General features: G+C 73.8%; 11 protein-coding genes. 9 read left to right on the top strand and 2 right to left on the bottom strand.

All coding sequences use genetic code 11. The annotated features are described in order from the left end of the window. The first annotated feature begins 422 nt into the window (after nucleotides 1-422). Nucleotides 423-2429 (top strand): CocE/NonD family hydrolase, encoded by a 2007-nt coding sequence (locus tag IH80_RS0108420; protein WP_030958944.1) that lies wholly within the window; start codon nucleotides 423-425, stop codon nucleotides 2427-2429. A 63-nt stretch (nucleotides 2430-2492) separates the two neighbouring features. Here IH80_RS0108420 and IH80_RS0108415 read toward each other — a convergent pair whose 3' ends face one another. Then, complete coding sequence (locus IH80_RS0108415; protein WP_030958942.1) at nucleotides 2493-3311, bottom strand: HAD family hydrolase; 819 nt, start codon at nucleotides 3309-3311, stop codon at nucleotides 2493-2495. 141 nt (nucleotides 3312-3452) lie between these two features. Between IH80_RS0108415 and fahA the strand changes: the two genes are divergently transcribed. The 8 genes from fahA to IH80_RS0108375 all read left to right on the top strand — a co-directional run bounded on the left by fahA (nucleotide 3453) and on the right by IH80_RS0108375 (nucleotide 12390). Further along, nucleotides 3453-4676 carry a fumarylacetoacetase gene (gene fahA / locus IH80_RS0108410; protein WP_030958940.1) on the top strand — a complete coding sequence of 408 codons (1224 nt, stop codon included), beginning with the start codon at nucleotides 3453-3455 and terminating at the stop codon, nucleotides 4674-4676. 140 nt (nucleotides 4677-4816) lie between these two features. Then, a complete protein-coding gene (locus IH80_RS0108405; RefSeq protein ID WP_030958939.1) occupies nucleotides 4817-5572 on the top strand; it encodes a GntR family transcriptional regulator in 756 nt (251 codons plus the stop codon). 43 nt (nucleotides 5573-5615) lie between these two features. Beyond that, the gene (locus IH80_RS0108400; RefSeq protein WP_030831630.1) at nucleotides 5616-5843 is read left to right on the top strand and encodes a 4Fe-4S dicluster domain-containing protein; all 228 of its coding nucleotides are present in this window, start codon (nucleotides 5616-5618) and stop codon (nucleotides 5841-5843) included. Nucleotides 5844-5857: 14 nt separating this feature from the next. Further along, nucleotides 5858-7207, top strand: a complete 1350-nt coding sequence (locus IH80_RS0108395; RefSeq protein WP_030958938.1) for an ABC transporter substrate-binding protein — start codon at nucleotides 5858-5860, stop codon at nucleotides 7205-7207. After that, on the top strand, nucleotides 7204-8139 hold the full coding sequence (locus IH80_RS0108390; RefSeq protein ID WP_051808962.1) for an ABC transporter permease: 936 nt from the start codon (nucleotides 7204-7206) through the stop codon (nucleotides 8137-8139). Before IH80_RS0108395 ends, IH80_RS0108390 begins: the two co-directional genes overlap by 4 nt. Next, nucleotides 8136-8900, top strand: a complete 765-nt coding sequence (locus IH80_RS0108385; RefSeq protein ID WP_030958935.1) for an ABC transporter ATP-binding protein — start codon at nucleotides 8136-8138, stop codon at nucleotides 8898-8900. Before IH80_RS0108390 ends, IH80_RS0108385 begins: the two co-directional genes overlap by 4 nt. Before the next feature lie 11 nt (nucleotides 8901-8911). Next, a complete protein-coding gene (locus IH80_RS0108380) occupies nucleotides 8912-11650 on the top strand; it encodes a fumarate reductase/succinate dehydrogenase flavoprotein subunit (protein WP_030958934.1) in 2739 nt (912 codons plus the stop codon). 128 nt (nucleotides 11651-11778) lie between these two features. Beyond that, the gene (locus tag IH80_RS0108375; protein WP_030958932.1) at nucleotides 11779-12390 is read left to right on the top strand and encodes a hypothetical protein; all 612 of its coding nucleotides are present in this window, start codon (nucleotides 11779-11781) and stop codon (nucleotides 12388-12390) included. A 94-nt stretch (nucleotides 12391-12484) separates the two neighbouring features. Here IH80_RS0108375 and nuoN read toward each other — a convergent pair whose 3' ends face one another. Continuing rightward, nucleotides 12485-14131 carry an NADH-quinone oxidoreductase subunit NuoN gene (gene nuoN, locus IH80_RS0108370; RefSeq protein WP_420708768.1) on the bottom strand — a complete coding sequence of 549 codons (1647 nt, stop codon included), beginning with the start codon at nucleotides 14129-14131 and terminating at the stop codon, nucleotides 12485-12487. Between the last annotated feature and the right edge of the window lies 1 nt (nucleotide 14132).

The raw sequence follows: 14132 nt of genomic DNA, 5'->3' as shown, positions 1-14132 counted from the left end.
GACGAATCCCGGGATCCGGCGCCGGCCGGCCGCCGCCCCAGGACGACCACGCCTTTCCGCGGCCGTCCGCGCGGCCTCGCCACCCTCTCCGGGCCGGAGGTCCGGGAGTGCTTCTCCGTCCTCGGCATGCAGGCCCTTGCACTCCGCCGAGTACGCCCTCGCACCCGACGCCGGGTTCCGCGCCGGACGGTGGACCACCGGCGGGCTGCTCGCGGCCACCGCGCTCGCCACTCTTCCGGCGGTCGTCGGCTGGTTGACGGTGGACCGCTCTGCGGCCACGTCCCGGACCCCGTGCACTTCGGCGTCGACGGCGCGGTCGCCGGGGCGGCCGGCCTGACCGTGATCGCACGGGCGCCGTGGCTGCGGCGCACGATGCACCCCGTCCACTGAGGCTCCGGCCGAGGCGATTGGTGGCAGAACCGATGATCATCCGCACCGAGTTCCCGTACGGATCCACCCACGAGGATGTCCGGATCCCGCTCCCCGACGGAGTGGAGCTGTACGCCCGGATCTGGCGCCCGGTGACCGACGAGCCCGTCCCGGCCCTGCTGGAGTACCTCCCGTACCGGCTCACCGACTGGACCGCGCCGCGCGACTGGCAGCGCCATCCCTGGTACGCCGGGCACGGCTACGCCTCCGTACGGGTGGACGTGCGCGGGCACGGGTGCAGCGGCGGCCTGCCCGGCGACGAGTACGACGCCCGCGAGCTCGCCGACGGGGTCGCGGTGGTGGAGTGGCTGGCGGCACAGCAGTGGTGCACGGGATCGGTGGGGATGTTCGGGATCTCCTGGGGCGGGTTCAACTCCCTCCAGATCGCCGCCCTCGCCCCCGAACCGCTGAAGGCCGTCGTCACCGTCTGCTCCACGGACGACCGCTACGACAACGACGTGCACTACATGGGCGGCTCGGTGCTCGCCGTGGACATGCACGCCCGGGCCGCGACCATGCTGGCCTTCGCCTCCCGGCCGCCGGACCCGCGGTACGCCGGCGACGGCTGGCGCGCCCAGTGGCTGGACCGGCTGCAGGCGGTGGAACCGCTGATCCACACCTGGCTCTCGCACCAGACCCGCGACGCCTACTGGCGCCACGGCAGCGTCTGCGAGGACTACGGGGCGATCGGCGCGGCCGTGCTCGCCGTCGGCGGCTGGCACGACCCGTACCGGGACACCGTGCTGCGGCTGGTCGAGCACCTGCCGAAGGGCCGCGTACGGGGCCTGATCGGCCCCTGGTCGCACCAGTACCCGGACCGCGGACTGCCGCCGGGACCCGCGATCGGCTTCCTCCAGGAGACCCTGCGCTGGTGGGACCACTGGCTGAAGGGCGCCGACAACGGGGTGATGGACGAGCCGCTGCTCCGCGCCTGGATCAGCGAGGCGCATCCGCCGGCGACCGTGTACGAGGAGCTGCCGGGCCGCTGGGTCGGCGAGAGGGCCTGGCCCTCGCCGTCCGTGATCCCCGTCGCGTACGTGTTCCAGGGCGCGCCGGTGGCCGTCGCCTCCCCGCAGCACACCGGGCTGGACGCGGGCCGCTTCTTCCCCTTCGGCAACGACGCCGACCTGCCGCCCGACCAGCGGGAGGAGGACGCGAAGTCGGCCTGCTTCGAGTTCCCGGTGGGCGGCGGGGAACCGGTGGAGATCCTGGGCCGGCCGTCGGTGACCCTGCGGCTGCGGCTCGACGTGCCGTACGGGCAGGTCGTGGCCCGGCTGTGCGACGTCGCCCCGGACGGGTCCTCGACGCTGGTCACGCGGGGCGCGCTGAACCTCTCCGCCCGCCAGGGGCGCGACCGGGCCGTCCCGTGGCCGGTGGGCTCGTACGAGGACGTCACCTTCGAGCTGAACGGCATCGGCCACGCCTTCCCGCCGGGGCACCGGATCCGCCTCGCGGTGTCCTCCGCGTACTGGCCGTGGATCTGGCCGCGGGCCGGATCGGAGGCCGGCTGGACGCTGGACCCGGCGGGCAGCTCGGTGACCCTGCCGGTGCGGGCTGCCTCCCCGGCCGGGGACGACGGGATCGTCTTCGACGCCCCGGAGCAGTCGGAGCCGCTCGGCGTCTCCTACCCGGCCACCCTGGACGAGCCGCGCCCGGAGCGCCTCGTCGTCCGGGACGTCGCGCGCGGGACCTGGCGGCTGGAGGTGGACCCGCGCTACGGCGGCACCCGCGTCTACCCGGACGGCCTGGAATACGGCGAGGACGCGACGGAGGTGTACGAGATCCAGGACGGGGACCCCTTGTCGGCCCGGACCCGCTCGCAGTGGCGGATCCGGCTCCACCGGCCGGAACTGGGGTGGGACGCGCGGGTGGAGACGCGCTCGGAGATCACCTGCGACGAGGGCGGCTTCATGACGTCGAACGAGGTGGTGTGCCGGGAGGGCGACGAGGTGGTCTTCCACCGCACCTGGGAGCGCCGCCTCCCGCGCGCGGCGGGCTGATCGCGCCGCACCCGCCCCCGGCCCGGCGGACGGCCCCGGGGGAGGCGCCCCCGCGGCCGGCGGTCAGCCGAACAGCCGCTCCAGGACCACCGCGATGCCGTCGGCCGCGTTGGACAGCGTCACCTCGTCGGCCACCGCGACCAGCTCGGGGTGGGAGTTGGCCATGGCCACCCCGTGGGCGGCCCACGCGAACATCGGGATGTCGTTCGGCATGTCCCCGAAGGCGATCGTCGCGGCCGGGGACGCGCCCAGTACGGCCGCGGCCCGGGCGAGGCCGTAGGCCTTGTCGACCCCCAGCGGCTGCAGCTCCACGGTGTACTCACCCGCCATCGTGACGTTCACCAGGTCGCCGACCACCGACCGTGCCACCCGCGTCAGCTCGTCGTCGTCGAGCTCCGGGTGCTGGAGCAGCACCTTGCTGATCGGCGCCGACCACAGACCCGACCGCCGGGCCACCCGCACGGTCGGCAGGTGCGGGTGCCACATCCGGTAGCCCGGCCCCATCAGCATCTCCGCGTCCAGGCCCTCCTGGTTGACCGCCGCGTAGACCTCGCCGACCTCCGCCTCGATCTTGCCGAGGGCGACCTCCGCCAGCTCCCGGTCCATGGAGACGGAGTGCAGCAGTCGGCCGTGCGCCGCGTCGTACACCTGCGCGCCCTGCGCGCACACCGCGAGCCCCGTGTAGCCCAGTCCGGCGAGGACGTGGCGGACCTGGGGGACGGGGCGGCCGGTGACGATGATGTGCCGGGCGCCGGCCGCGCGGGCCGCCGCGAGCGCCGCAGTGGAACGGGCTGAGACGCTGTCCCCGGAACTCAGCAGAGTCCCGTCCAGGTCTGTGGCGATCAAGTCATAAGGGAGGGCCGGAAGCGGCGCGGAAGTCACGGCGCCAAGGATACGGACCCCAGTGGACAAGTCCTACAAATAGAGCGCGAATCCGGCCTCCCACGCGCCCCTTCAGCCACGTAACGTGTCAACCAGCCCCCGGGACACCCCCGGACCGCGTCGAAAGCGAGGCAGTACCCCATGCCCCAGCAGAGCCCCCTCGATGTCCCCGAGGGCGACCCGTTCGGGCCGCACAACCTCCCCTACGGCGTCTTCTCGACCGCCGGTGAGGAACGCCGCCGGATCGGCGTGCGCATCGGCGGGCACGTGCTGGACGCCGGGGCGGCCGCGGTCGCGCTCGGCTCCCCGTACGCCGGGCTGCTCGGCCGGTCCTCCCTCAACCCGCTGCTGGCCGCCGGGCGCACCACCTGGCGCGACGTGCGCCGTGCGCTGACCGCCTGGGTGACCGACCCGGGCCACCGCCCCACGGTCGAGCCGCACCTGCTGCCGCTGGACGAGGTCACGCTGCACCTGCCGTACGAGGTCGCCGACTACGTCGACTTCTACGCGAGCGAGCACCACGCCACCAACGTGGGCAGGATGTTCCGCCCGGACGGTGACGCGCTGACGCCCAACTGGAAGCACCTGCCGATCGGTTACCACGGCCGTTCCGGCACCATCGTGGTCTCCGGGACCGACGTCGTACGCCCCTCCGGGCAGCGCAAGGCGCCCACCGACCCGGCGCCCGTCTTCGGCCCGTCCGTCAAGCTCGACATCGAGGCCGAGGTCGGCTTCGTCGTCGGCGCCCCGTCCGAGCTGGGCCGCCCGGTGCCGCTGGGCGCGTTCGAGGACCACGTCTTCGGACTGTTCCTGCTCAACGACTGGTCTGCGCGGGACATCCAGGCCTGGGAGTACGTGCCGCTCGGCCCCTTCCTCGGCAAGTCCTTCGCAACCTCCGTCTCGGCCTGGGTCACCCCCCTGGAGGCCCTGGACGCCGCCCGCGTCACCCCGCCCGCCCGGGACTTCCCGCTCCTGCCCTACCTGGACGACGCCGCCGTCGACCGCCCCGGCGGCTTCGACCTGCACATCACGGTCTCCATCAACGGCCAGGAGGTGGCGCAGCCGCCGTTCTCGACGATGTACTGGACGGCCGCCCAGCAGCTCGCGCACATGACCGTCAACGGCGCCTCCCTGCGCACCGGCGACGTCTTCGGCTCGGGCACCGTCAGCGGCCCCGAGGTCGGCCAGCGCGGCTCGCTGCTGGAGCTCACCTGGAACGGCCGCGACGCCATCGAGCTCGCCGACGGCAAGCGCACCTTCCTGGAGGACGGGGACACCGTCACCCTCACCGCCTGGGCCCCGGGCCCGGACGGCACGCGCGTCGGCCTCGGCGAGGTCATTGGCCGCATCGTGGGCGCCGCGTAGTCCACCCCTCGGTCGGCGGGGTGGCGGATCTTTCCGCCGCCCCGCCGAAACCGCAGGTCACCGGGGGTGCCCAAAAGTCCCCCAGTGGCGCAATACTGCTGCAACACCACGGCCCGCGGCCCGTCGGTATGTTCCGTGCCATGCCAGCCGAACGCAGCCTCGACCACGCCGCGCGGCGGCGGCGACTGCGCGCGGACCAGGCGCGCCAGCTCGCCGACCTGCTGCGCCACCAGATCCTCTCGGGAGCCTTCCCCACCGGGGTCCTCCCCCTGGAGAACACCCTCGCCGCCGACTACCGGGCCAGCCGCAACACCGTCCGCCAGGCCCTCGACCTGCTGCGCGGCGAACGCCTCGTGGAACGGCAGCCCGGCGTCGGCACCGTCGTCGTCGCCGAGAAGTACCCGCACGGCCTCGACCGCCTGCAGGGGCTCGCCGAGACCCTGCACGAGCACGGCACCGTCACCAACGAGGTCCGCACCGTGGGCCCGGTGCCGGCGCCCGCCCCCGTCGCCCACCGCCTGGGCCTGCCAGAGCACACGGACGTGCTCTACATCGAGCGGCTGCGGCGCCTCGGCGGGCTGCCGCTCTCCCTCGACCTCACCTACATCCCCCTGGACATCGGCTCCGCGCTGCTGGGCTGCGACCTGGAGAACACCGACGTCTTCCGGCTGCTGGAGCAGCAGACCGGGCAGCCCCTCGGCCACGCCGAGATCACCCTCGAAGCCGTCAACGCCGACGCGCACTCCGCCGCCGTCCTCCAGGCCCCGCGGGGGGCCGCCGTCCTGATGCTGGAGCGGCTCACCCATCTGGGCGACGGGCGGCCCGTGGACCTGGAGTTCATCCGCTTCCGCGGCGACCGGATCACCATGAGCGGCCTGCTGCGCCGCTCGCTCTGACCCCCTGCGCAGCCCTCGCGTACCCACCTTCCTGGAGACAGCCATGCCTCTGGTCCCCCAGCGCGGCGACGTGCCCGTGACCATCGACGAGTCCCTGTGCATCGACGGCTGCACCCTCTGCGTCGACATGTGTCCGCTCGACTCGCTCGCGATCCGCGAGGACGACGGCAAGGCCTACATGCACGTGGACGAGTGCTGGTACTGCGGCCCCTGCGCCGCCCGCTGTCCCACCGGCGCGGTCACCGTCAACATGCCCTACCTGCTCCGGTGAAAGGTCCCCCTCCCATGCGTACGAAGGCAGTCGCGCCACTCGCGCTCGCCCTGCTCCTCGCCCCGCTCGTCACGGCCTGCGGCGGCAACGCCGAAGGCGCGTCCGGCCCGAAGACGGTCACCGTGACCGTCGGCTACCAGTCCAAGACCATCAACACCGTCACCGCCGGCACCCTGCTGCGCTCCCTCGGCTACTTCGAGCAGGAGCTCGCGGCGCGGGGCAGGAAGGACGGCGTCACGTACAAGGTGGACTGGCAGGACTACGCCACCGGCGCCCCGATCACCGCGCAGATGACCGCGGGGAAGATAGACATCGGTTCAATGGGCGACTTCCCGCTCCTCATCAACGCCGCCCGCGGCAAGGAGCTGAAGCAGCCCACCAGACTCGTCGCCGTGACCGGCTACAACCTGCGCGGCGGCCTCAACACCGTGGTCACCGCCCCCGGTTCGAAGCTGGAGTCGCTGGCGGACCTGCGCGGGAAGAAGGTGTCGACCAGCGTCGGCTCCGCCGCCGACGGGACGCTCGTACGGGCCCTGCAGCGCGCCGGGATCGACCCGGCGAGCGGCATCGAGAAGCTCAACCAACAGCCCAGCGTGGGCGCTTCGGCGCTCCAGGCGGGCAGCGTGGACGCCCTCTCGCAGTTCGTGGCCTGGCCGGGACAGCTGGCCTACGAGGGCCGGGCGAAGGCCCTGTACGACGGCGCCGAGCTGAACCTGCCGACCTTCCACGGGGTCACGGTCCGGGAGAAGTTCGCCCGGGAGCGGGCCGGGGTGCTGGAGGACTTCCTGCGGGCGCAGCGCAAGGCCACCGACCACCTGCGCACGGAGCCCGTGGCAGCGGCCGAGTCGGTGGCGAAGGAGACGGGGCTGCCCGCGGAGGTGGTGTACCTCTACAACGGGGCGAACGGCATCGCCACCTTCGACCCGGCCCTGCGCCCGGAGCTGATCGACGCGCTGAAGCAGGACGTGCCGGTGCTGAAGGACGCCAAGCTGGTCTCCGACGTCGACGTGGACGCCTTCGTGGACCCGGAGCCCCTCAAGCGGGCTTCGGAGGGTACGCAGCCGTACCCGACGGCGGCGGCCGCCCGCTCCGAGCTGTGGCTGAAGGGCCAGACCCGTACCCAGGGCTTCGACTCCCCGCGCGAGCTGCTGAAGGCGGCGCGCGGCGCGGACGTCCGGGCCGCGTACGTGCCGGACGCGGTGACCGGGACCCTGTGGTTCGCGGACAAGGCCGTGTGGGTGGCCGAGGGGCCGGAGCTGCGGGCCTTCGTCACCCCGGCGGGCGCGAAGGCGTACGTCGACGCCCACAAGGGGTCGGGGGCGCGGATCGTGGACTTCGCCGAGGCCGGGGCCCTGGCGTCATGACGACCGGCCGCTGGGCGCTGCGGGCGGCTTCGCTCGGCGCGGCCCTCCTGGTGTGGCAGGGGCTGACCTCGCTGGACGTGAACCTGTGGCTGCGCTTCGAGCAGTTCCCGACGGTGGACGAGGTGGCCTCGACGTCCTGGCAGCGGGCGCGGGAGGGCGCGTACTGGCAGGACCTCGGGTTCAGCCTGCGCCGGATCGTGTCGGGCTTCGCCCTCGCCGCCGTCCTCGGGATCGCGGGGGGCACGGCGATCGCCCGGTCCCGGATCGCGGAGGACCTGCTGGGCCCACTGCTGGAGGTGCTGCGGCCGATCCCGGCCATCGCGCTGGTACCGGTGGCGATCCTGCTGTTCCCCTCGAACGAGCAGGGGATCGTCTTCATCACCTTCGCCGCCGCGTTCTTCCCGGTGCTGGTCTCGACGCGGCACGCGGTGCGGGCGCTGACGCCGGTGTGGGAGGAGGCCGTCCTGACGATGGGCGGCGGCCGGGGGCGGGTGCTGTTCTCGGTGGTCCTGCCGGGCGCCCTGCCGGGCATCTTCGGCGGGCTGTCGGTCGGCATCGGCGTCTCGTGGATCTGCGTGATCTCGGCGGAGATGATCTCCGGTGAGTACGGGGTCGGCTACCGGACCTGGCAGGACTACACGGTGGTCGACTACCCGGGGGTCTTCGTCGGCATGGTCACCATCGGTGCGCTGGGCTGGCTGACGTCCACGGCGGTGGAGCGGGCCGGCCGCCGCCTGACGCGCTGGCTGCCCTCGCGCGACGCCTCCGGCCCGGTGCCGTCCTCCGCCGCAGCCCGGAGCCGTACGGGGCGGGGCCCGCGGCGCCCGTCCCGTACACCCGACCACGCCGCGCCGGCCGGTGCGGCCGTAGCGGCCGGCCCGGGTTCCGGACCCGAGACCTCCCCCGAGCGGACCCGAGAGGTGACCCGATGAGCCTGACCCAGGCAGATGCCGGCAGCGCAACCGGCGCTGCGGCGCACGCCGCGCCGTCCGGGGCGCGGCTCGCGCTGCGCGGTGTACGGCTCGGGCACCGCGGCAACGCGGTGCTCGACGGGGTCGACCTGACGGTCGAGCCCGGGGAGGTGCTCGCCGTCGTGGGCCCGTCCGGCTGCGGCAAGTCCACGCTGCTGCGCACCCTCGCGGGGCTGCTGCCGCCGCTCGACGGCGCGGTGGAACAGGACGGCGCCCCGGTGCGCGGCCCGGACGCCGACCGGGCGCTGGTCTTCCAGGACGACGCCCTGCTCCCCTGGCGCACGGTCCGGGCCAACGTCGAACTCCCGCTCGCCATCCGCGGGAACGCCCGGGCCGCGCGGCGCCGTGCCGCCGGGGAGTGGCTGGAGCGCGTGGGTCTGGCCGGGCACGCGCACAAGCTCCCGCACCAGCTCTCGGGCGGGCAGCGCCAGCGCGTCCAGCTGGCCCGCGCACTCGCCGCCCGCCCCCGGGCCGTCCTCATGGACGAGCCCTTCGGCGCGCTGGACGCCCAGACCCGCGCGGAGATGCAGGACCTGCTCGTGGAGGTCCTCGCGGGCAGCGGCGCGACCGTCGTCTTCGTCACGCACGACGTGGACGAGGCGCTGTTCCTCGGTGACCGCGTCGCCCTGCTCGGCACCGGCGCGGTGATGCCCGTACCGGCGCCGCGGGACCGCGGCGCCTCGCACGCCGGACTCCGGCAGCAGATCATCAACTCACTCTGAAGGGCCGCACCATGGACATCCCCGCGATCGGCGACGCCGAGGAACTCTCCTGCGACGTCCTCGTCATCGGCGGCGGCACCGCCGGCACGATGGCGGCGCTGACCGCCGCCGAGCGCGGGGCGCGCGTGCTGCTGCTGGAGAAGGCGCACGTCCGCCACTCCGGCGCCCTCGCCATGGGCATGGACGGGGTCAACAACGCGGTCGTCCCCGGCCGCGCCGAGCCCGACGACTACGTCGCCGAGATCACCCGCGCCAACGACGGCGTCGTCGACCAGTCCACGGTGCGGCAGACGGCCACCCGCGGCTTCGCTATGGTGCAGCGCCTGGAGTCGTACGGGGTGAAGTTCGAGAAGGACGAGCACGGCGAGTACGCGGTGCGCCAGGTCCACCGCTCGGGCTCGTACGTGCTGCCCATGCCCGAGGGCAAGGACGTCAAGAAGGTGCTGTACCGGCAGCTGCGGCGCCGGGAGATGCGCGAGCTGATCCGGATCGAGAACCGGGTGATGCCGGTCCGGGTCCTCACCGCGCCAGACGACGGCCGGGCGATCGGCGCGGCCGCCTTCAACACCCGTACCGGTGCGTTCGTGACCGTGCGCGCCGGGGCGGTGGTCCTGGCGACCGGCCCCTGCGGGCGGCTCGGCCTCCCGGCGTCGGGCTACCTGTACGGCACGTACGAGAACCCGACGAACGCCGGTGACGGCTACGCCATGGCGTACCACGCGGGCGCCGCGCTGACCGGGATCGAATGCTTCCAGATCAACCCGCTCATCAAGGACTACAACGGTCCGGCGTGCGCGTACGTCGCGAACCCGTTCGGCGGCTACCAGGTCAACCGGCACGGCGAGCGGTTCGTGGACTCCGACTACTGGTCGGGGCAGATGATGGCGGAGTTCGCGGCCGAACTCGCCTCCGACCGCGGCCCGGTGTTCCTGAAGCTCAGCCACCTGCCGGAGGAGTCGGTGGCCTCCCTCGAATCGATCCTGCACACCACGGAGCGGCCGACCCGCGGCACCTTCCACGCGAACCGCGGCCACGACTACCGCACCCACGACATCGAGATGCACATCTCGGAGATCGGCCTGTGCGGCGGCCACTCGGCCTCGGGCGTCCGCGTCGACGACAACGCCCGCACCACCGTCCCGCGGCTGTACGCGGCCGGTGACCTGGCCTCCGTACCGCACAACTACATGATCGGCGCGTTCGTCTTCGGTGATCTGGCGGGCGCGGACGCCGCCCGGTACTCCCCGTACGAGGGCGAGCTGCCCGCGGGGCAGCTGGCGGCCGCGCACGAGCTGATCTACCGGCCGCTGCGCCATCCGGACGGGCCGCCGCAGCCGCAGGTGGAGTACAAGCTGCGGCGGTTCGTGAACGACTACGTGGCCCCGCCGAAGACGGGCGCGAAGCTGTCCCTCGCCGTGGAGGCCTTCGACCGGATGACCGGCGAGATCGAGGAGATGGGCGCCACCACCGCGCACGAGCTGATGCGGTGCGCGGAGGTGTCCTTCATCCGGGACTGCGCGGAGATGGCCGCCCGGGCATCGCTGGCCCGGACGGAGTCGCGCTGGGGTCTCTACCACGAGCGGACCGACCATCCGCAGCGGGACGACGCGGGCTGGCTGCACCACCTGGACCTGCGCAAGTCGGCTTCGGGGGGGATGGAGTTCACCGCGCGGCCGGTGGAGCCCTACCTGGTGCCGGTGGACGATTTCACCCCGGTGGGCGGTCCCGAACGGCACCTGGGCGAGGTCGAACTGGTGCCGGTGGCAACGGCCGGTCCCCGGCGTACTCCTCCGGCGGCGCGGACGGGCTCGGCACCCGCGGCGACGTCCGCCGGAACCACCGCGGCCGGCACCGCCGGAGCCGCCGGGACTGCCGCCGGCTCCTCGCCGCGGATCCTCGAACTCCTCGCGCTCGCCGAGGAGTCCCCGGACCTCGCCGCCCTCCACCCGTACCTGACCGACGCGGATCCGGCCGTGCGGGGTGCCGCGGTGGCCGCGCTCGGCGAGACCGTGCCGGCCGGGGCCGGACCGGCGCTGGCGGCCCGGCTCGCGGACGGCGACCCCGCGGTACGGGCGGCCGCGGCGGGGGCGCTGCGGGAGCTGCTGGAGGTCCTGCCGGGCGATCCCGGCCTTGCGGCCGGGCTGCGGGCGGCCCTCGCGGTGCCGGACGCGGCGGTGCGCGCGGCCGCGCTGGAGGCGCTGCGGGCGCTGCGGCTGGGAGATGCCGGGCTGTACGCGGCCGCGCTCGCGGACGCCGAGGTGGACGTACGGATCCACGCGGTGCGGGGTCTGGTGTCCGTGGACGCGGCGGCGGAGCTGGCCGCGGCGGCCGGGGACCCGGCCCGTGAGGTCCGGGTGGCGGTCGCCAAGGGCCTGGCCGCGGTGCGCGATCCGGCGCCGGCGCCGCTGGACCCGCTGCTCTCGGACGCCGACCCGCTGGTGCGGGGGGCGGCGCTGGGTGCGCTGGCCTCGGTGGGCTGCCCGGACGGGTACGCCCGTACCGCGGTGGCGGCCCTGGCCGATCCGGCCTGGCAGGTGCGCGCGGGGGCGGCGGCCGGGCTGTCGGCGGCCGTCGCGGAGACGGCCGTACCGGCCCTGGCGAAGGCGCTGGCCGACACCGACGCGGACGTCCGCAAGGCGGCGGTGCTGGCGCTGCTGGCCCACCGGGAATCGGCGGAGGCCCGGGCGGCCCTCGCCACGGCGGTCGGCGACCCCGACGCGGACGTCCGGGCGTACGCGGCCCGCGCCTGACCGGCGGTGTCCGCCGGGGGCCGGGGCCCCCGTTCGGAGGCGCGCCGCGTGCGGCGCGCGGGGCGGGCCGGGATGGTGGACGGACGCGGGAACCCGTACCCCGTACCCCCACCGCGAGGAGCCGCCCCATGACCGTACGCAGCCTGAGGACCCTCGTCACCTGCGCGGCCGCCGTGACGCTCGGCCTGACCGCCGTCGCCCCGGCCCACGGGGTCGAGGGTCCCGCGCCCGACCCGCGCAACACGAAGGCCATGCGGGACATGGCGACGGCGATCGCGGCGACGGCCAAGTACGCGGACGAGCGGGTGGCCATCAGGGACGGGTACGTCCCGAAGGGCGAGGAGTGCATGACGAACCCGTTCGGGGTGGGCGCCATGAACTACCACTACGTCAAGCAGGCCAACTGGGGTTCGAAGGACCCGGCCAGGCCGACGGCGCTCCTCTACAGCCGGGAGAAGGACAAGAACGGCCGCCGTCGGCTGGAGACGGTGGAGTGGATGTCCACCGACCGGGACCAGGACCTGAAGACCTCCGACGACCGGCCGAGCATGTTCGGCCTGCCCTTCGACGGCCCCATGCCGGGCCACTGGGCGGGCATGCCCAAGCACTACGACCTGCACCTGTGGGCGTACAAGGAGAACCCGGCCGGCCGCTTCCACAACTGGAACACGGCCCTGACCTGCCCGAAGAAGGCCCCCACCCCGGGCAAGCCGCCCGCCGCCCACGCGCACGGCCACTAGGCCGTGCCGGCGCGGTAGGGCGCGGGCGCCCCGAGTGATGCCACAGGGCCCGGCCCCCCGAAGGGGCCGGGCCCTGTCGCGTGCGGCAGACCGGTCACCGGACGAAGGTGCTCGCCTGTCCCGCCAGTTCCAGGAAGTACTGCGGCGCCAGGCCCAGCACCAGGGTGACCGCGACGCCCACCGCGATGGTCGTCATCGTCAGCGGCGAGGGGACGGCCACCGTCGGGCCGTCGGCCTTCGGCTCGCTGAAGAACATCAGGACGATCACCCGGATGTAGAAGAACGCGGCGATCGCGGACGACAGGACACCGATCACGACCAGCGCGCCTGCGCCGCCCTCCGCCGCCGCGCTGAAGACGGCGAACTTGCCCGTGAAGCCCGACGTCAGCGGGATGCCCGCGAAGGCCAGCAGGAACACCGCGAAGACGGCCGCCGTCAGCGGTGAACGCCGGCCCAGGCCTGCCCACTTGGACAGGTGCGTCGCCTCCCCGCCCGCGTCGCGCACCAGCGTGACCACCGCGAACGCGCCGATCGTCACGAAGGAGTAGGCGGCCAGGTAGAAGAGGACGGACTGCACGCCCTCCGCCGACGTCGCGATCACACCGGCCAGGATGAAGCCGGCATGCGCCACGGAGGAGTACGCCAGGAGCCGCTTGACGTCCGTCTGGGTCACGGCGATCACCGCACCCGCCAGCATCGTGACGATCGCCACCGCCCACATCACCGGGCGCCAGTCCCAGCGCAGCCCCGGCAGGACCACGTACAGCAGCCGCAGCAGGGCGCCGAACGCGGCCACCTTGGTCGCGGCCGCCATGAAGCCGGTGACCGGGGTCGGGGCGCCCTGGTAGACGTCCGGGGTCCACATGTGGAACGGCACCGCACCGACCTTGAACAGCAGGCCCGTCAGGATCAGCGCACCGCCCATCAGCAGCAGCACGTCATTGCCCATGGTGCCGGCCAGCGCCGGATCGATCTTCGTGATCGTGCCGTCGACCACGTCGGCGATCACCGCGTACGACACCGAGCCCGCGTAGCCGTAGAGCAGCGCGATGCCGAAGAGGAGGAAGGCGGAGGAGAAGGCACCCAGCAGGAAGTACTTCACCGCGGCCTCCTGCGACATCAGCCGCTGGCGGCGGGCGACGGCGCAGAGCAGGTACAGCGGGAGGGAGAAGACCTCCAGGGCGACGAACAGGGTCAGCAGGTCGTTGGCCGCCGGGAAGATCAGCATGCCGGCGATCGCGAACAGGGCCAGCGGGAACACCTCGGTGGTGGTGAACCCGGCCTTGACGGCGGCCTTCTCGCTGTCGCTGCCCGGCACCGACGCCGCCTGCGCGGCGAAGGAGTCCACCCGGTTGCCGTGCGCGGCCGGGTCCAGGCGCCGCTCGGCGAAGGTGAAGACCGCGACGACCGAGGCCAGCAGGATGGTGCCCTGCAGGAAGAGCGCGGGGCCGTCCACGGCGATGGCGCCCATCGCGGCGATGTGGGCCTTGGTCGAGCCGTACCCGCCGGCGGCGAGGCCGACCACCGCGGCGAAGGCCGAGGCCAGCGCGGCGAACGCGAGGAACACCTGTACGTAGTAGCGGAACCTGCGGGGCACGAAGGCCTCCACGAGGATCCCGACGACCGCCGCGCCCACCACGATCAGGGTGGGAGCGAGCTGCGCGTACTCGATGGTCGGCGCCGGGATCCGGTCGGCCGGTGTGTCGGCCGCCAGTGTCCACAGGCTGTGGGCGGAAGTCAGT

The organism is Streptomyces sp. NRRL S-378 (genome assembly GCF_000720645.1).
Classification (GTDB): Bacteria; Actinomycetota; Actinomycetes; order Streptomycetales; family Streptomycetaceae; genus Streptomyces.
Note: the sequence above shows the minus strand (reverse complement) of the source record. Positions and strands in the feature narration are given on the sequence as shown.

What these genes read in the sequence shown, in the direction of transcription:
- IH80_RS0108420 (WP_030958944.1), top strand. Translation starts at nt 423, where the DNA reads ATGATCATCCGCACCGAGTTCCCGTACGGATCCACCCACGAGGATGTC.
- fahA (WP_030958940.1), top strand. Translation starts at nt 3,453, where the DNA reads ATGCCCCAGCAGAGCCCCCTCGATGTCCCCGAGGGCGACCCGTTCGGG.
- IH80_RS0108405 (WP_030958939.1), top strand. Translation starts at nt 4,817, where the DNA reads ATGCCAGCCGAACGCAGCCTCGACCACGCCGCGCGGCGGCGGCGACTG.
- IH80_RS0108400 (WP_030831630.1), top strand. Translation starts at nt 5,616, where the DNA reads ATGCCTCTGGTCCCCCAGCGCGGCGACGTGCCCGTGACCATCGACGAG.
- IH80_RS0108395 (WP_030958938.1), top strand. Translation starts at nt 5,858, where the DNA reads ATGCGTACGAAGGCAGTCGCGCCACTCGCGCTCGCCCTGCTCCTCGCC.
- IH80_RS0108390 (WP_051808962.1), top strand. Translation starts at nt 7,204, where the DNA reads ATGACGACCGGCCGCTGGGCGCTGCGGGCGGCTTCGCTCGGCGCGGCC.
- IH80_RS0108385 (WP_030958935.1), top strand. Translation starts at nt 8,136, where the DNA reads ATGAGCCTGACCCAGGCAGATGCCGGCAGCGCAACCGGCGCTGCGGCG.
- IH80_RS0108380 (WP_030958934.1), top strand. Translation starts at nt 8,912, where the DNA reads ATGGACATCCCCGCGATCGGCGACGCCGAGGAACTCTCCTGCGACGTC.
- IH80_RS0108375 (WP_030958932.1), top strand. Translation starts at nt 11,779, where the DNA reads ATGACCGTACGCAGCCTGAGGACCCTCGTCACCTGCGCGGCCGCCGTG.